Genomic DNA, 14,761 nt, shown 5'->3' on the forward strand with positions numbered 1-14,761 from the left:
AAATAAAAGCTCAGGATTTCCTGAGCTTTTGCTTTATAAAATATAAAAGAGGTGATTTTTTTGTCAGTACCATTTTACCATATCTTTGATAAAGACTCGGTCGGTCAATTAATCAATCCTTTGCCTTTAAATCAAATTCTCAAATGGGCTGGGCAAGCAACAACAGCCCAAACAGAAGAAAACAAACCGAAAATTCTCTTTTTGGGAATAGATATCCAAACAGATTTTATGGATAATGGAGCTTTAGGTGTTGCAGGAGCGAAGCAAGATGTAATTCGCCTAAGTCAATTTCTCTATAAACATATGGATAAATTATCTAAAATCATTGTTTCACTAGATACTCATGAAGTAAAACAAATCTTTCACCCTTGCTGGTGGGTAGATATTGAAGGCAATCACCCTGCTCCTTATACCATTATCAAAGCTTCTGATTTAACAGAAGGTAAGTGGAGAGCTACTGTTGACCCTGCACTTAGCAAAAATTATGTTCGTCATTTAGAAAAAGCCGATAAACAATTATGTATTTGGCCTTACCATTGTATCAACGGTACTGTAGGTGCTACTTTAGAGAGTCAATTTAATAATATTATTCACTTTATTTCTTTGGCTCGAAATATTCCTTTAACAAAAATCAATAAAGGGCAATATCCACTTTCTGAAATGTACGGCATTATCAAACCTGAATATTCCATGCATGATGATACAAATACAGATTTACTCACTGAGATTGCTTCTTTTGATAAAATTATTATCGCAGGTGAAGCAAAATCTCACTGCGTACTTGAAAGCGTCCGCCAAATCTGCGAATATTATTTCGACAAATTAGAGATAACACGCAAAATATATGTACTCACTGATTGCATGAGTGATATTCAAGGCTTCGAACAATACAGTGAAACTAGATATAATATTTTAGCCAACAAATATAAAATCAATCTCGTAAAATCTACCGATAATTTTCTCTAACAAAAAAGCGACTTTAATTAAAAAATTAAAGTCGCTCTTTTTATTATTTATTTATTACTTTTTTATTTGGACTTACAAACATCATGATGAACATAATTATTAATGTCAACATAATGGCTGTTGATTGAGCATTTAAAATCCAAATGCCTTTATTGCCATTAAATAAATCTAATCCTACAGTAACTATAATCCCCACTATTGTAGAAATTATAGCAGCTGAAGCACTACTGCGTTTTGTAAATAAACCGAATAATAATGGTGCTGTAATGGATACAGACATCAAGGAATAGAAAATAGATAATGCCGAAATTACATTCGGTAAAACAATCGCAAGACCAATACCGATAATACCTGCCATTACAGTTACAAATCTACTGCCTTTGATCAAGCTTTCATCAGAAACATTAGGATTGATAAAGGATTTATATAAGTCTTTCGTAAAAGATGTTGTTATCATATATAAAACTGCATCTGCTGCACTGATTTCCGCCGAGAAAATAGCTGCCAAAGCTAAAGCTGAAGCCCAAAATGGCATACATTCTTTCATTACATAAGGAAGTGCTAAATCCTGCTGTGGTAAATCTGGGGCAATAGCATAAGCTGCCATACCTAAAGTAACAGGAATGATGGAAAATAATAACATGACTAAACCACAAGCAAATGTACTAATGCGTACTGTATTTTTATCTCTTGCACTATACACTTTACCAATAAGCGCTGGAGATAAGAAAAATGATGGCATTAACATCAAGAAAAAGCCCATGATTACAGTATTACCTAAACCATCAAAACTAAAATAAGCTGTTGATTTTGCTACATCAGCCATATTAGCTACTACTTTTGCCTGTAAACCATCAAGACCACCAACAAAAGATAATACAAGTGGTACAGCTACGATAAAGCCGACTAATTTTACTCCAGCTTCAATTAAATTTGCGTAAACAGCTGATAAAAATCCACCTGCACAAAAATATAAAACGACTACAACAGAAGCGATTAAAACACCTGTAGTTTTATCAATTTCTGCTACTACAGATAATATCCAAGCAATACCCATCAATTGACCAGCAAAAATAGCTAAAGTGCCAATTGCCATCATCAATGATATAAGACCTCTAAAATAACGATTATAGCGATATTCTAAATAATCACCTAAAGTATAAAAACCATGATTTTTGGCTATTTCCCAAATTTTAGGGCCAATGACAAATGCCAAAATAAATGTACCCACAGCTGAAGCGATAATCCACCATGCAGCAGAGATACCTGATGTAAAGCCCATACCTGCTACGCCAACGGTTGAGCCTGCACCAATATTTGGTGCTACCAAAGTGATGAATAATAAAAATGGTGCCATTTTACGTCCACCAACAAAGAAATCATCTGCTCCTTTTACTTTTCGTGATATTATCACACCAACAGCGATTAATAACACAGCATAAAGGGCAATTACCATAAGATACCAGTTCATTATAAGCCTCCACTCTTTCGCCTAAGTCAATAACCTAAAAATCAAGGTTTATTGCTATTTGCAGACAAAAACATTCCTCAAAAATCAACTGCAAATTAATTGTCAGTTGTTCTTGCCAAGACTATAGCTTATTTATTATAGTATAGACAATATTAAAATACAAATATAAATGTGGTGATATCATGGAACGTTTACAGATAAAAAATGATATTGAAGGTATGCAAGAAGCACTAATTGAAGCTAAAAAAGCTTTTGCTATCGGTGAAATTCCTATAGGAGCTATAATCTGTGATGATAAGGGCAATATCATCGCTCGCGGTCATAATCTTCGCGAAAAAACATTTGATGCGACAGCTCATGCAGAAATTGTAGCTATTCGCAAAGCTTGCACTAAACTTCAAAATTGGCGACTTTCTGATTTAACTTTATATGTAACAATTGAGCCATGCCCTATGTGTGCTGGCGCTATCTTCTCTAGTAGATTAAAGCGCTTAGTCTACGGTGCTACTGATTGGCGCGCTGGTGGTTGTGAATCTGTATTTAATATCGTAAATAATCATTGGCTAAATCATCAAACGCAAATACGAGCTGGCGTACTCGAAGATGAATGCTCTTTACTAGTAAAAAAATTCTTTCAAACTAGACGTCAAAATCACAATTGAGGTTTCTCTAGCAAACAAAATTTTATTTTTAGAAAAATTTTACAAAATTAAAGGGATTTTCACTTTTTTTAGCGAAATAAAATATACATACAAATAGTTCAAGAATTAGGTGGTAATATATGCCAAATATACAACAAATTGTCGTTCCTATAAATGGCACAGCAGAATCATTCAAAGCTTTATCTTTAGCTTCAGATTTAGCAAAAATATACCAAGCACAGATTTGTTTATTATTAGTTACATACTTTTCCACAGAAACTGATGATAAATCAACATATTCTTCTTGGTTAGCCACTCCGTTGACTGGTTCAGTTTCTCGTTATGCTGAAAGTGTTTTTCTTAGGGCAAAAGATTTATTGCCTGCAAATATTGATATCAGCACACATCATTTAAGTGGACAACCTGCTTCAAAAATTTTAGAATTTACCAAAGCTCATAATACAGATTTAATCATCATGGGTTGCCGTAAATTGAATTTATTTAGCAGTATTTTAAATGGTAGTACAAGTCGCCAAATTCTTGAAAAATCAACTTGTCCTGTAATCATTGTAAAATAATCTTTGGAGGGATTCCTTATGACAGATATTAAACGTATTTTAGTACCAGTAGATGGCTCTGAAACTTCTGATAGAGCTATTGAAGAAGCTATTAAAATTGCCGAAGTATATAATTCAGATATTCACATTCTTTATGTAGCAAATATCAACCAACTAGCAATCAATGCTTGCCTCTCTGATGCAATCTTAGAAGCAGTAACAAAAGCTGGTAATGAAATACTAGAAAAAGCTGCTAATAAAGTTCCTGAAAAAATCAATGTAATTACAACTTCAGAAACTGGTTCTCCATCTGTTACTATCACAGATTTTGCTGATGAAATCAAAGCTGACTTAGTAGTAATTGGCAGTCGTGGACTTGGTCTTGTAAAAGGTGTACTTTTAGGCTCTGTAAGCCAATATGTAGTAGAACATGCTCCATGTCCTGCTTTAGTTGTAAAATAAAATATAAATATGAAAAGAGCCTATATATAGGCTCTTTTTTTTAATCTAAAGTTAATTAAATTTTAATATGATTATTTTTTTTCAATGATATACTAAATGTACAAATAAAAAACATGCGATATTTATATAAATCAATAGCCGAAAGGGTGTGTATCTCATGAAAGCTACTTTAAAGAAAAAACTTACAGCTGCTATTTTAGCTGGCTGTAGTACATTTATATTAAGTGGTGTAGCTTTAGCTAATCCTCCGCAACTACCACCGCCTCCATCTAGACCATTTGTACACAACGAAGAAGTACAAAATTATTGCACACAATTTGAAAGTGATTATTCTTGGATGTATCTATCTACTCGTAAAGATGCTGCAAAAGATTTTGTGTCTGTAGATAAAGCCTTAGAACGCAATACTATTTCCACTAATCAAGCTACTAAATTGAAAAAAGAAATCATCAGTTTTTATAAAGACAGACAAAAATATGAAGATAAAGCTCGTAAATTAGACCGCAGAGATGCTAGAGAATATCGTCAAGAAAATCGTGAACATTTCTCCTTACGTGCTAATATAGCAGATATCTCCGAAAGCACTACTATCCCTGTAGATACATTAAAACGCATTTTATTTAAACCAAACCCTAAAGCACCTAAAGATCGTGATGATTTATCCGAAAGACTCGCTAAATTCACTAATCAATTAGTAGTTGAAGGCAAAATCACTCAACAAGAAGTAGATATTCTCGATGAATATATGCAATCCGGTAGAGATAAATTAGCTAATATGACTAAAGAGGAACGTCATGAATATTTAGACGATTATCGTCAATTAACTGATGAACAGCGTTTAGCTAAAATTTCTGAAGGAACAGGTATCTCCACAGAAAGACTACAAGAAATCTTTTCTACTTTCAAAGATGCTGTAAAAAATAAATTACAACATAAAATTCAAGATTAAATAAAAAAGCCTAGAGAATTCTAATCTCTAGGCTTTTTCATTAAAATTATATAACTATTATAGATATCTAATATACACATATATACTTGCTACAATAATAGATAAAATCATGAGTGGAAAAGCTATTTTCAAATAGCTGATAAAGGATAATTTTTCACCATGAGCACTTGCCATACCTGCTACTACTACATTGGCACTTGCACCAATAAGTGTACCATTACCACCAAGACAAGCACCTAAAGACAATGCCCACCAAAGTGGTTCAAGATTAGTCATACCCATAGCGCCCATTTCCTTAATCATAGGAATAAGCGTAGCTACAAAAGGAATGTTATCAATAAATGCTGAAGCAATAGCACTGAGCCATAAGATAAGCATTGTGGAAGCTGTAACATTTCCAGATGTTATTTTTATAGCTTCTGCTGCCATAGCCTTGATAACGCCAGTTTCTACTAAACCGCCAACTAAAATAAACAAACCAACAAAGAAGAAAATAGCAAGCCATTCCAAACGACTTAAGATATTGGCAATTCTTTTTTCACGTCTACTTACAGTGATTAACATCAATAAAGATGCGCCTGCCAGAGCTACTGTTGCTGATTCTAAACCAAGTTGAGAATGGAACATAAAAGTAATGATAGTCAAGAATAACACTGTTAAACATTTTTTCAATAACAATGTATCTTTTAATTCTTCTTTTTCATTCATTCCCATTACTTGTTCTTGTAATGCAGTTGTAGTATGCAATTTTTTATGATATATAGCAATTATTATGGCTATAGTGATAGCAAAAATAACTATACAAATATCACCTAAATTAGTCAAAAATGCCATAAAATCCATTTCAGGAACAGCACTACCGATCATAATATTTGGTGGGTCACCGATAAGTGTTGCTGTACCACCGATATTAGAAGACATAATCTGTGCAATCAAAAATGGCTGTACTGGTATTTTTAGCTGTGCTGTAATACTAAAAGTTACAGGTACTGTCAATAGAACAGTAGTTACATTGTCTAAAAAAGCAGAACAAACAGCTGTAAGTGCAGATAATGCTACTAATAATTTCACTGGGTTGGCTTTTACTTTTTTTGCTGCCCAAATAGCCAAATAATTAAACAATCCTGTTTCACTGGTAATATTAACCATAATCATCATACCAGTAAGCAAACCAATCGTATTAAAATCAATGTGATGGATTGCTTGGTCTTGTGATAATATGCCCATAATAATCATAACCATAGCACCTGTCAAAGCCACTATAGTACGATGTATTTTCTCTGAAATAATCAACATATAGGCAATGACAAATACAGCTATAGCTATATAAGCACTACTATCCATCAATAATCACTTTCTTTCCTAAAAGATATTTATAATCATTTAAAATCTATTTAAATAAATTTTAAATATTATACATACTAATAGCTAAATCACTTAAATATGATTTATAAAATTTCATCTTATTATTTTGTATATAAAATCTAGGTACACGACGAGAAATCATGCAAGTTATTTCATAATTTATAGTTCCCAATTTTTCAGCCAATTCATCAGCTAAAATACATTCATCACCTTGTTTACCAAAGAGAACTACTTCATCGCCTACTTGTACATTTTCGATATCTGTAACATCAACCATGCACTGGTCCATGCAGATATTACCTACTACTTTTGCACGCTTACCATGTATCAATACTTCTGCTTTTCCAGATAATAATCTAGTATAGCCATCAGCATAACCTACAGGTATAGTGGCAATCACGCGAGTATCTTTAGCTATAAATTTATGACCATAACTTACACCTTCGCCAGCATGTATAGTTTTTACATGTGTTACTTCACATTTAAAACTCATAGCTGGTTTTAAGCCAGTATTGCTGATATCAACTTCATCTGATGGTGCCATGCCATATAATATCACTCCAGCACGTACCATATCATAATGATATTCTGGTAAATCAATAATAGTAGCACTATTAGCACAATGATATACATTGGCCTTCACTCCAGCTTTGGCCACTTCATCACAAACCCATTTAAAACGTTTATATTGAGTATGTGTAAAAGTTTTATCTGCACAATCAGCTAAACAAAAATGAGTGAACATACCTTCTATTTTTACATTAGGTAACTTACTTATTTTTACAATTTCTTCTACAGCTTCTTTTGTTGGTTGATAGCCAATGCGTTGCATACCGCTATCTATAGCTATATGAAATACCACTTCACTTTGTTGTTTTACAGCTTCCTCAGAAAAAAGTCTTGCCTGTTCATAATCAAAGATACATACATCAATTCCATAAGCAATAGCTTCACTAGCTCTCACTGGATTTGTATAACCCAAGATAAAAATAGGAGCTATAATACCTTGATGACGAAGTTCTAGCCCTTCATCTAAACGTGCTACAGCCAATCTATCAGCACCATTTTCCAATAAAGTTTTAGCTAAAGTTACAGAACCATGACCATAAGCATCTGCTTTGATTACAGCTGCCACTTCTTTTGATTTTGCCATCTTTCGTATAATTTGCATATTCTGTGCAATTACATCTAAATCAATTTCTGTCCACAATAATCTTATCATTTCGGACTCCACAATCTATTCGCTTCCATTCTTAATCATTCTAGTACATTTCAATTTACAAATACTATTTTTTAATTTGCTTCATAACGACGAATACGCAAATTCAAGCTATATTCTTCACAAACCTTTTTACAAGCATTGATTTCATCTTCGCCGATAATATCCACTATAGTTACTACTACATTTGGAATATAATTTTTGCAATCCACTGCAAAATCAAGCATAGCTTTATAAGATTTTATGCCAAAACGACTGCGTGTAACTTCTAAATATTTTTCTGACGTAGATTCATTCAAACTAATAGAAATGGTATTTAATAAGCCTTTAAATAACATAGCTGTTTTTTTACCATATTCTAAATCGCTTAAACCATTTGTATTCATTCTAACTTTAAATTTAGGATATGTTTGATGGATAAAAGTCAATAATTTTACCAAGTCATCTAAACGCATAGTTGGCTCACCAAAACCACAGATGACGATATCTGCTACATTTTCCATAGGTGCATTCAAAAATGCTTGTTTAATCTCTTCTAAAGAAGGTTCGCCATCTTTTAACCATAACTTATGGTCATTCTTTAAATGACGCAAACAAAATGTGCAATTACAATTACATCTATTGGTAAAATTTACATACATATTGAATTTTTCTTTAGGAAATAATTTAACTTTTTCACTAAAATCAATATATCCATTATTATGTAATGTATATAATATCATTTAATCACCTTTTCCTTGTTACAATATAACATAAAAATTATAGCCTTTTAGCTTCTAAACTTCAATATAAAATCATATTTATAATTGACATACTCCCCATGCCTAAATGCAGGGGATTCTTGGATACAAACGATACTTGCCTACTAAAATAGCAGGTCTTACTATATCTCTCCAAAGAAGGTTGATGCCCCAACCTTCCATATATTTATAGCAGCATTTCTATCTCTATCGTGGCTGGTTTTGCACTTTGCGCAAATCCACTCACGAACTGCCCAATTTTTAGTTTCAGGATTTTTTGTACCACAAACATGGCAAATTTGCGAACTTGGATAGTATCTATCTATCTTTTGCACTATTGAGCCAATTTCTCTCGCTTTATATTCAAGAATTTTTATAAATTCACTAAATCCATAGTCAGATATTTTTCTACCCCAACGTTTTTGCATTCCTTTTATATTCAAATCTTCTATGCAGATTAAAGCATATTCACTACAAATTTTATTTGCTAATTTAAAATGAAAATCTTTACGTTGATTAGATATTTTCTTATGCAATCTGGCAAGAGCTATTTTTGCTAATCTACGATGATTAGAAGTCTTCTTTTTTCTAGATAATATTCTATTAGCTTTTTTTATATCATTAGCATTTTGTTTAAAAAATAAAGGTGCTTTTATATCTTCATTATCCGATGCAGTTAAAAACTGTTTAAGTCCAAAGTCATAGCCGACGCTTTTACCTGTTCTTGCTAAAACTTTATTCTCGTTAGTTTCACAAACAAAATAAAGATATATATCACCTAAAGTATCACGTTTAATTGTTATTGTTTTAACTATTCCTTCAATATCTCTACTTTTAAAATATTTGTATTTTTGTTTATTAATTTCTATAATATTACCCTTTAAAAGCTTCCAACCAGCTTGCTTGAGCGTGAATGATTTATATTTTCGTATCTTTTTAAAAGATGGTGGTGCTGTACGAATTTTATGTTTTAAATTTCTAAAAAACGATTTATAAGCACGGTCTATTCTTTGAGTTATATCTTGAATAGCTTGCGAACCTACTTCTTTAAAATAGCTAAATTTACCTATTTTCTTAAGTTTAGTTAAATGTTTTTGAAGCTTATAGATATTAAGAGATTTTTTAAATAAACGATAATATCTTTTATGCAAAGCAATACAGTGATTGTAGATAATTCCAGCTATATTAATAACTTTATGAAGTTTTTTATTCCTTTTTGCCTTATACAATTTAAAACAATATGTCTTCACTACAATCACCTGCCTTTTTATCATTTATTTATTCTGAACGCTTTTGACTTTCTATATACTGTTTAATAATTGATATTGGTGCTCCACCAACTGTAGATACAAAATATGAATTTGTCCACAATGTTGGTAGCCTTGATTTTAACCATGAAAATTCTTCTCGAAGTATTCTTGAAGATATTCCTTTTATTCGTTTAACAACTTTATGTATACCAAATTGTGGAGCAACTTCTAAAAGCAAATGAACATGGTCTGGCATTACTTCCATCTCGATTAAATCGACGTGAAGCTCCTGACAAATATTATTAATCAACTCCTTTAATCGTTCATCAACACCATTGTTCAACACTTTTCTACGATATTTAGGACAAAATACTACATGATATTTACAAAAATATACTATATTATTATTTGATTTATATTTCATAAAAGTATTATATAACTATTAAAAATATAATACAATAAAAAACAATGATATCGAATCATTGTTTTTTAGCGAGCTTATATCCCCATAAATAAATTTAGGGGCTTTACGCTCGCATTTGGTAATAAATAAGCTTTAATTCTACCAACTACATTGTTTAGTAAAATTAAAGCTTATTTTTGTACGCTATTATTTTAAATCAGTTAAATATTCTTCAAAACATAGGCCATAATTCCATGGCACATTTAAAGAATTAGTATATGCCATTGCTTTTCCTACAAAATCAGCTGCTTTTTGCACTGCTTTCGGTAAAGCTTCTTCACGAACTAAACAAGCTGTCAAGATAGCCACAAAAGCATCTCCTGTACCTGAATGTTCTTCTGGTATGCGATTATTCTCTTGCATACATGGATTTTTACCTTGCTCATAAATATAATTATAAACTTTGTCAGCTGTTTCATTGACAAGACCTGTGATTACAATTTGCTTTACGCCTTTAGTAGCTATAGCTTGTGCCATTTTTAATAACTCAGCTTCAGTTGGCATTTTATCTGGATATTCTATATCCAATAATTGACAAACCTCCGTTAAATTCGGCGTTAAAACATCAGCCACATTCAATAATTGTCGCATCTTTAAACAAAGTTCTTCATTATAAGAAGAATACAATTTTCCGCCATCGCCCATCACTGGGTCAACGACAAACAAAGTATTTTCTTTTTTAAAGCGTCTTGCAAATTCTAATACAAGTTCAATCTGGTCTTTAGAACCTAAAAAACCTGTCAAAATACCATCAAATTCTAAATTCAAAGCTTGCCAATTATCCATATGAGCTTTCATATGACGAGTATAATCGTCCATATAATGTACAGGAAAACCAGTATGCGCTGCTAAAATTGCAGTAGGAAGCGGACAAGCTTGTATCTTTAAAGCTGAAATCAACGGCAATTGTACTGTTACAGAACAGCGACCAAAACCTGTTATATCATTTATTAAAGCAATTCTTTTTTGTTTATTCACTTACTCTAAAACAGCTCCTGTGCTAGCAGATGTTGTAAGTTTTGCATAACGGGAAAGATATCCTGTTTTTACCTTTGGTTCAGGTTTTACCCAGTTAGCTTTACGTTTAGCCATTTCTTCATCGCTGATTAATACATTTAATTTACGATTTGGAATATCGATATCAATGATATCACCATCTTCAAGATATGCGATTGGACCGCCAGCCATAGCTTCTGGAGATACGTGACCGATACAAGCACCACGAGTAGCACCAGAGAAACGACCATCTGTGATAAGAGCTACTTTTAAGCCCATACCTGCGATAACAGCAGTTGGATTGAGCATTTCACGCATACCAGGGCCACCTTTTGGACCTTCATAGCGGATTACTACTACATCGCCATCTTTGATTTTGCCACCAGTAATAGCTTCGATAGCTTCTTCTTCAGAATTAAAGCATTTTGCTGTACCTTTATAGCAAAGCATATCTTCTGTTACTGCACTAGCTTTTACTACTGCATAATCTGGAGCTAAATTACCTTGTAATATAGCGATACCACCTGTTGGACGATATGGTGCTTCTACTGTTTTGATTACATCAGCACGCTGAATTTCGCTATTTTTTATTCTATCTTCAACAGTTCCTGTTACTGTGAGTGCGTCTAAATGAATAAGACCTTTTTTGCTGAGTTCATGCATTACTGCACAAACACCGCCAGCTTCATTTAAATCTTGCATATGATGAGTACCAGCTGGACTTAATTTTGTGATATAAGGTGTTTTTGCACTGATTTCATCAAATAATGGAGCTGGAAGTTTAATACCTGCTTCATGTGCAATTGCTGTAAGATGAAGTACAGTATTAGAAGAACCACCAATACCCATATCTACAGTGATTGCATTTTCAAATGCTTTTTGAGTTAAAATATCACGAGGTTTAATATCTTTTGCAATTAAATCCATGATTACATGACCAGCTTGTTTTGCAAGTGAAATTCTAGCACCAGTATAAGCAGCTGGAATTGTACCATTGCCAGGAAGTCCCATACCTAATACTTCTGTTAAAGTATTCATTGTATTAGCTGTAAATAATCCAGAGCAAGAACCGCAACCTGGGCAAGCTTTTGCTTCTAAATCATACATTTCATCTTCTGTGATTTTGCCAGCTGTAAATTTACCAGCAGCTTCAAAAGTTGTGCTTACACTGACATCTTTACCTTGATAACGACCAGCAAGCATAGGACCACCACTTACTACTACGCAAGGAATATTCAAACGAGCAGCCGCCATGAGCATACCTGGAACGATTTTATCGCAGTTTGGAATAAGTACCAAACCATCAAAAGCATGAGCTGTTGCTACAGCTTCGATAGAATCAGCAATTAATTCACGACTAGCCAAGGAGAATTTCATACCAGGGTGTCCCATAGCAATACCATCGCATACACCAATAGCTGGGAATTCAATAGGTGTACCGCCAGCAGCAGCTACGCCGAGTTTTGCTGCATCAGCGATTGTACGTAAATGAATATGACCTGGAATTATTTCATTAAATGCATTTACAATACCAACTAATGGTTTTTTCAAATCTTCTGGGCCATATCCCATAGCATTAAATAAAGCACGATGTGCTGAACGAGTTGCACCTTTTTTTACTAAATCACTTCTCATGAACAAACCACCTTTTCTATCTACATATAATATATAAACAATAAATTTATTATACTAACATATTAATCATATATACAAATAAATTTCTTTTAATCCATGCGATTAACTGCACTGATTAAAGCTTTTATGGAAGCAGTGATGATATCTGTATCCATACCAGCACCCCAGTATGTTTTACCATTTTCTGCTGTAATACCTACGTATGCCATAGCTCTTGAAGTAGCACCGATTTCCATAGCATGTTCACTATAAATCAAATTATCATATTTGATGCCAAATTCTTTTTGTATAGCATTACTTGCAGCATCAAAGCGACCATTACCCTGTGTTTCTACTACAACTTCATAACCATGTTCCATCAAATGTACATTACCTTTAAATGTGCCATCTGCTTGTTTATTCAAGACAAAATCAATCAATTTATATGGTTCTTCAACATTTACATAATTGTCTTGGAAAATCTGATAAATTTCTTCTGGCATAAGTTCTTTATGTTTATGGTCAGATACACCTTTTACGCAATAACCGAAGTCTTCACGCATTTTCTTAGGCATGTTAAGACCATATTTTTGTTCCATAACATAAGCTACACCACCCTTACCAGATTGGCTATTGATGCGAATAACATCTGCATCATATTGACGACCAACATCTTGTGGGTCAATTAAAAGATATGGAACAGTCCAATGTGGTTCATCATTTTCTTCACGCCATTTCATACCTTTAGCGATAGCATCTTGGTGAGAACCAGAGAATGCTGCAAATACGAGTTTACCAGCATATGGTTGACGTTCATATACATGCATACGAGTTACGCGTTCATACATTTCAATGATTTCTGGCATATTGGAAAAATCAAGTTTAGGGTCAACGCCTAAGGCAAACATATTCATAGCGATAGTGATAATATCGGCATTACCTGTACGTTCACCATTACCAAAGAGTGTACCTTCAATACGGTCAGCACCAGCGAGTAAGCCCATTTCAGAATCTGCAACGCCTGTGCCACGGTCATTATGTGGGTGAAGTGATAATACTACATTTTCACGATATTTAAGATTTTGAGAAATATATGCTATCTGACTTGCATATACATGAGGCATGGACATCTGCACTGTTGCAGGTAAATTAATGATAGCTTTTCGATCGCTTGTTGGTTGCCATACATCTAAAACAGCATTACATACTTCTAAAGCAAATTCTGGTTCTGTTCCTGTGAAACTTTCTGGAGAATATTCAAAACGATAATTTGCTCCTGCTTGTTCAGTTAAATCTTTAAGTAATTTTGCACCATCAATAGCGATTTGTTTGATTTCTTCTTTTGATTTTCTAAATACTTGTTGGCGCTGTGCTACAGAAGTGGAATTATACACATGAACTATAGCATTTTTTACACCTTTTAAAGCTTCAAAAGTTCTTTTGATAATATGTTCACGAGCTTGAGTCAATACCTGTACCGTTACATCATCAGGAATTAAATCTTGTTCTACCAATGTACGCAAAAATTCAAATTCAGTTTCGGAAGCTGCTGGAAAACCTACTTCAATTTCTTTAAATCCGATTTCTACAAGGCGTTTATAAAATTCGATTTTTTCCTCTAAGCTCATAGGAATAATCAAAGATTGATTACCATCACGAAGGTCTACGCTACACCATGTAGGAGCTTTATCCACATATTCTTTTTGAGTCCAACTCATGTCTACTGTTGGTGGCATAAAATAACCTTTAGTATATTTATTAACATTCATCATTATGTATTCCTCCAATAACAATTTATAAAAAAAGCTTTCATCTCTAAAACTAGAGACGAAAGCTGTACTTACGCGTTACCACTCTTATTCATGTAAAAATATCTACATGCACTCATTTTTAAACTCAATATAACGGTCGAGTTCCGACTTAACCTAATTATCTATAATCTAAGATGTTCAGCCAGCTATTCCAAGGCGAGTTCAAAAAATCTTCCTTACTGTTTTGCACCAATCAACAGCTCTCTGTAAAAGAAAATAATTTTACTATTCCTTTTCTTCATATTTTTATATTTATA

14 protein-coding genes and 1 other annotated feature are annotated in these 14,761 nt (G+C 33.1%); of the genes, 5 read left to right on the top strand and 9 right to left on the bottom strand.

Annotated elements, in window-relative coordinates; all coding sequences use genetic code 11:
• The first annotated feature begins 51 nt into the window (after positions 1 to 51).
• The gene (locus GXM21_RS11375; RefSeq protein WP_249068214.1) at positions 52 to 966 is read left to right on the top strand and encodes a cysteine hydrolase family protein; all 915 of its coding nucleotides are present in this window, start codon (positions 52 to 54) and stop codon (positions 964 to 966) included.
• A gap of 43 nt (positions 967 to 1,009) precedes the next feature.
• Here the strand turns inward: GXM21_RS11375 and GXM21_RS11380 are convergent, their stop codons facing one another.
• A complete protein-coding gene (locus tag GXM21_RS11380) occupies positions 1,010 to 2,437 on the bottom strand; it encodes a sodium:solute symporter family protein (RefSeq protein ID WP_008539543.1) in 1,428 nt (475 codons plus the stop codon).
• A gap of 182 nt (positions 2,438 to 2,619) precedes the next feature.
• On the opposite strand from GXM21_RS11380, the gene tadA reads away from it, so the two are divergent.
• The 4 genes from tadA to GXM21_RS11400 all read left to right on the top strand — a co-directional run bounded on the left by tadA (position 2,620) and on the right by GXM21_RS11400 (position 5,046).
• Positions 2,620 to 3,099: a tRNA adenosine(34) deaminase TadA gene (gene tadA, locus GXM21_RS11385; protein WP_008539541.1), complete on the top strand. Its 480-nt coding sequence runs from the start codon at positions 2,620 to 2,622 to the stop codon at positions 3,097 to 3,099.
• A 119-nt stretch (positions 3,100 to 3,218) separates the two neighbouring features.
• Positions 3,219 to 3,656 (top strand): universal stress protein, encoded by a 438-nt coding sequence (locus tag GXM21_RS11390; protein ID WP_008539540.1) that lies wholly within the window; start codon positions 3,219 to 3,221, stop codon positions 3,654 to 3,656.
• An 18-nt stretch (positions 3,657 to 3,674) separates the two neighbouring features.
• Positions 3,675 to 4,097: a universal stress protein gene (locus tag GXM21_RS11395; RefSeq protein ID WP_008539539.1), complete on the top strand. Its 423-nt coding sequence runs from the start codon at positions 3,675 to 3,677 to the stop codon at positions 4,095 to 4,097.
• A 157-nt stretch (positions 4,098 to 4,254) separates the two neighbouring features.
• Positions 4,255 to 5,046: a hypothetical protein gene (locus tag GXM21_RS11400; protein WP_008539538.1), complete on the top strand. Its 792-nt coding sequence runs from the start codon at positions 4,255 to 4,257 to the stop codon at positions 5,044 to 5,046.
• Positions 5,047 to 5,103: 57 nt separating this feature from the next.
• On the opposite strand, the gene GXM21_RS11405 is transcribed toward GXM21_RS11400, so the two are convergent.
• The 8 genes from GXM21_RS11405 to GXM21_RS11440 form a co-directional block, all read right to left on the bottom strand.
• Positions 5,104 to 6,390 (bottom strand): ArsB/NhaD family transporter, encoded by a 1,287-nt coding sequence (locus GXM21_RS11405; protein ID WP_039881479.1) that lies wholly within the window; start codon positions 6,388 to 6,390, stop codon positions 5,104 to 5,106.
• A gap of 61 nt (positions 6,391 to 6,451) precedes the next feature.
• Entirely contained in the window at positions 6,452 to 7,633 is a 1,182-nt protein-coding gene (gene alr / locus GXM21_RS11410; RefSeq protein WP_008539536.1) for an alanine racemase, read from the bottom strand.
• Positions 7,634 to 7,704: 71 nt separating this feature from the next.
• A complete protein-coding gene (locus GXM21_RS11415) occupies positions 7,705 to 8,352 on the bottom strand; it encodes a TatD family nuclease-associated radical SAM protein (RefSeq protein WP_008539535.1) in 648 nt (215 codons plus the stop codon).
• 161 nt (positions 8,353 to 8,513) lie between these two features.
• On the bottom strand, positions 8,514 to 9,620 hold the full coding sequence (locus GXM21_RS11420) for an RNA-guided endonuclease InsQ/TnpB family protein (protein ID WP_163604716.1): 1,107 nt from the start codon (positions 9,618 to 9,620) through the stop codon (positions 8,514 to 8,516).
• Positions 9,621 to 9,648: 28 nt separating this feature from the next.
• Positions 9,649 to 10,044, bottom strand: coding sequence for an IS200/IS605 family transposase (tnpA, locus tag GXM21_RS11425; protein WP_163604718.1), 396 nt, complete (start codon positions 10,042 to 10,044; stop codon positions 9,649 to 9,651).
• A 186-nt stretch (positions 10,045 to 10,230) separates the two neighbouring features.
• A complete protein-coding gene (locus GXM21_RS11430) occupies positions 10,231 to 11,061 on the bottom strand; it encodes a pyridoxamine kinase (RefSeq protein WP_008539521.1) in 831 nt (276 codons plus the stop codon).
• Positions 11,062 to 12,714: a dihydroxy-acid dehydratase gene (gene ilvD / locus GXM21_RS11435; protein ID WP_008539522.1), complete on the bottom strand. Its 1,653-nt coding sequence runs from the start codon at positions 12,712 to 12,714 to the stop codon at positions 11,062 to 11,064. It abuts the gene before it with no gap.
• Positions 12,715 to 12,803: 89 nt separating this feature from the next.
• Positions 12,804 to 14,465, bottom strand: a complete 1,662-nt coding sequence (locus tag GXM21_RS11440; protein ID WP_008539523.1) for a 2-isopropylmalate synthase — start codon at positions 14,463 to 14,465, stop codon at positions 12,804 to 12,806.
• 48 nt (positions 14,466 to 14,513) lie between these two features.
• Positions 14,514 to 14,752 (bottom strand) — a binding site (T-box leader).
• Positions 14,753 to 14,761 lie beyond the last annotated feature (9 nt).

The sequence above is a fragment of the Megamonas funiformis genome, assembly GCF_010669225.1.
GTDB classification, from domain to species: domain Bacteria; phylum Bacillota; class Negativicutes; order Selenomonadales; family Selenomonadaceae; genus Megamonas; species Megamonas funiformis.

Excerpts from the sequence above, each read along its gene's own strand:
- GXM21_RS11380 (WP_008539543.1), bottom strand. The coding sequence starts at position 2,437 with ATGAACTGGTATCTTATGGTAATTGCCCTTTATGCTGTGTTATTAATC.
- tadA (WP_008539541.1), top strand. The coding sequence starts at position 2,620 with ATGGAACGTTTACAGATAAAAAATGATATTGAAGGTATGCAAGAAGCA.
- GXM21_RS11390 (WP_008539540.1), top strand. The coding sequence starts at position 3,219 with ATGCCAAATATACAACAAATTGTCGTTCCTATAAATGGCACAGCAGAA.
- GXM21_RS11395 (WP_008539539.1), top strand. The coding sequence starts at position 3,675 with ATGACAGATATTAAACGTATTTTAGTACCAGTAGATGGCTCTGAAACT.
- GXM21_RS11400 (WP_008539538.1), top strand. The coding sequence starts at position 4,255 with ATGAAAGCTACTTTAAAGAAAAAACTTACAGCTGCTATTTTAGCTGGC.
- GXM21_RS11405 (WP_039881479.1), bottom strand. The coding sequence starts at position 6,390 with ATGGATAGTAGTGCTTATATAGCTATAGCTGTATTTGTCATTGCCTAT.
- alr (WP_008539536.1), bottom strand. The coding sequence starts at position 7,633 with ATGATAAGATTATTGTGGACAGAAATTGATTTAGATGTAATTGCACAG.
- GXM21_RS11415 (WP_008539535.1), bottom strand. The coding sequence starts at position 8,352 with ATGATATTATATACATTACATAATAATGGATATATTGATTTTAGTGAA.
- tnpA (WP_163604718.1), bottom strand. The coding sequence starts at position 10,044 with ATGAAATATAAATCAAATAATAATATAGTATATTTTTGTAAATATCAT.
- ilvD (WP_008539522.1), bottom strand. The coding sequence starts at position 12,714 with ATGAGAAGTGATTTAGTAAAAAAAGGTGCAACTCGTTCAGCACATCGT.
- GXM21_RS11440 (WP_008539523.1), bottom strand. The coding sequence starts at position 14,465 with ATGATGAATGTTAATAAATATACTAAAGGTTATTTTATGCCACCAACA.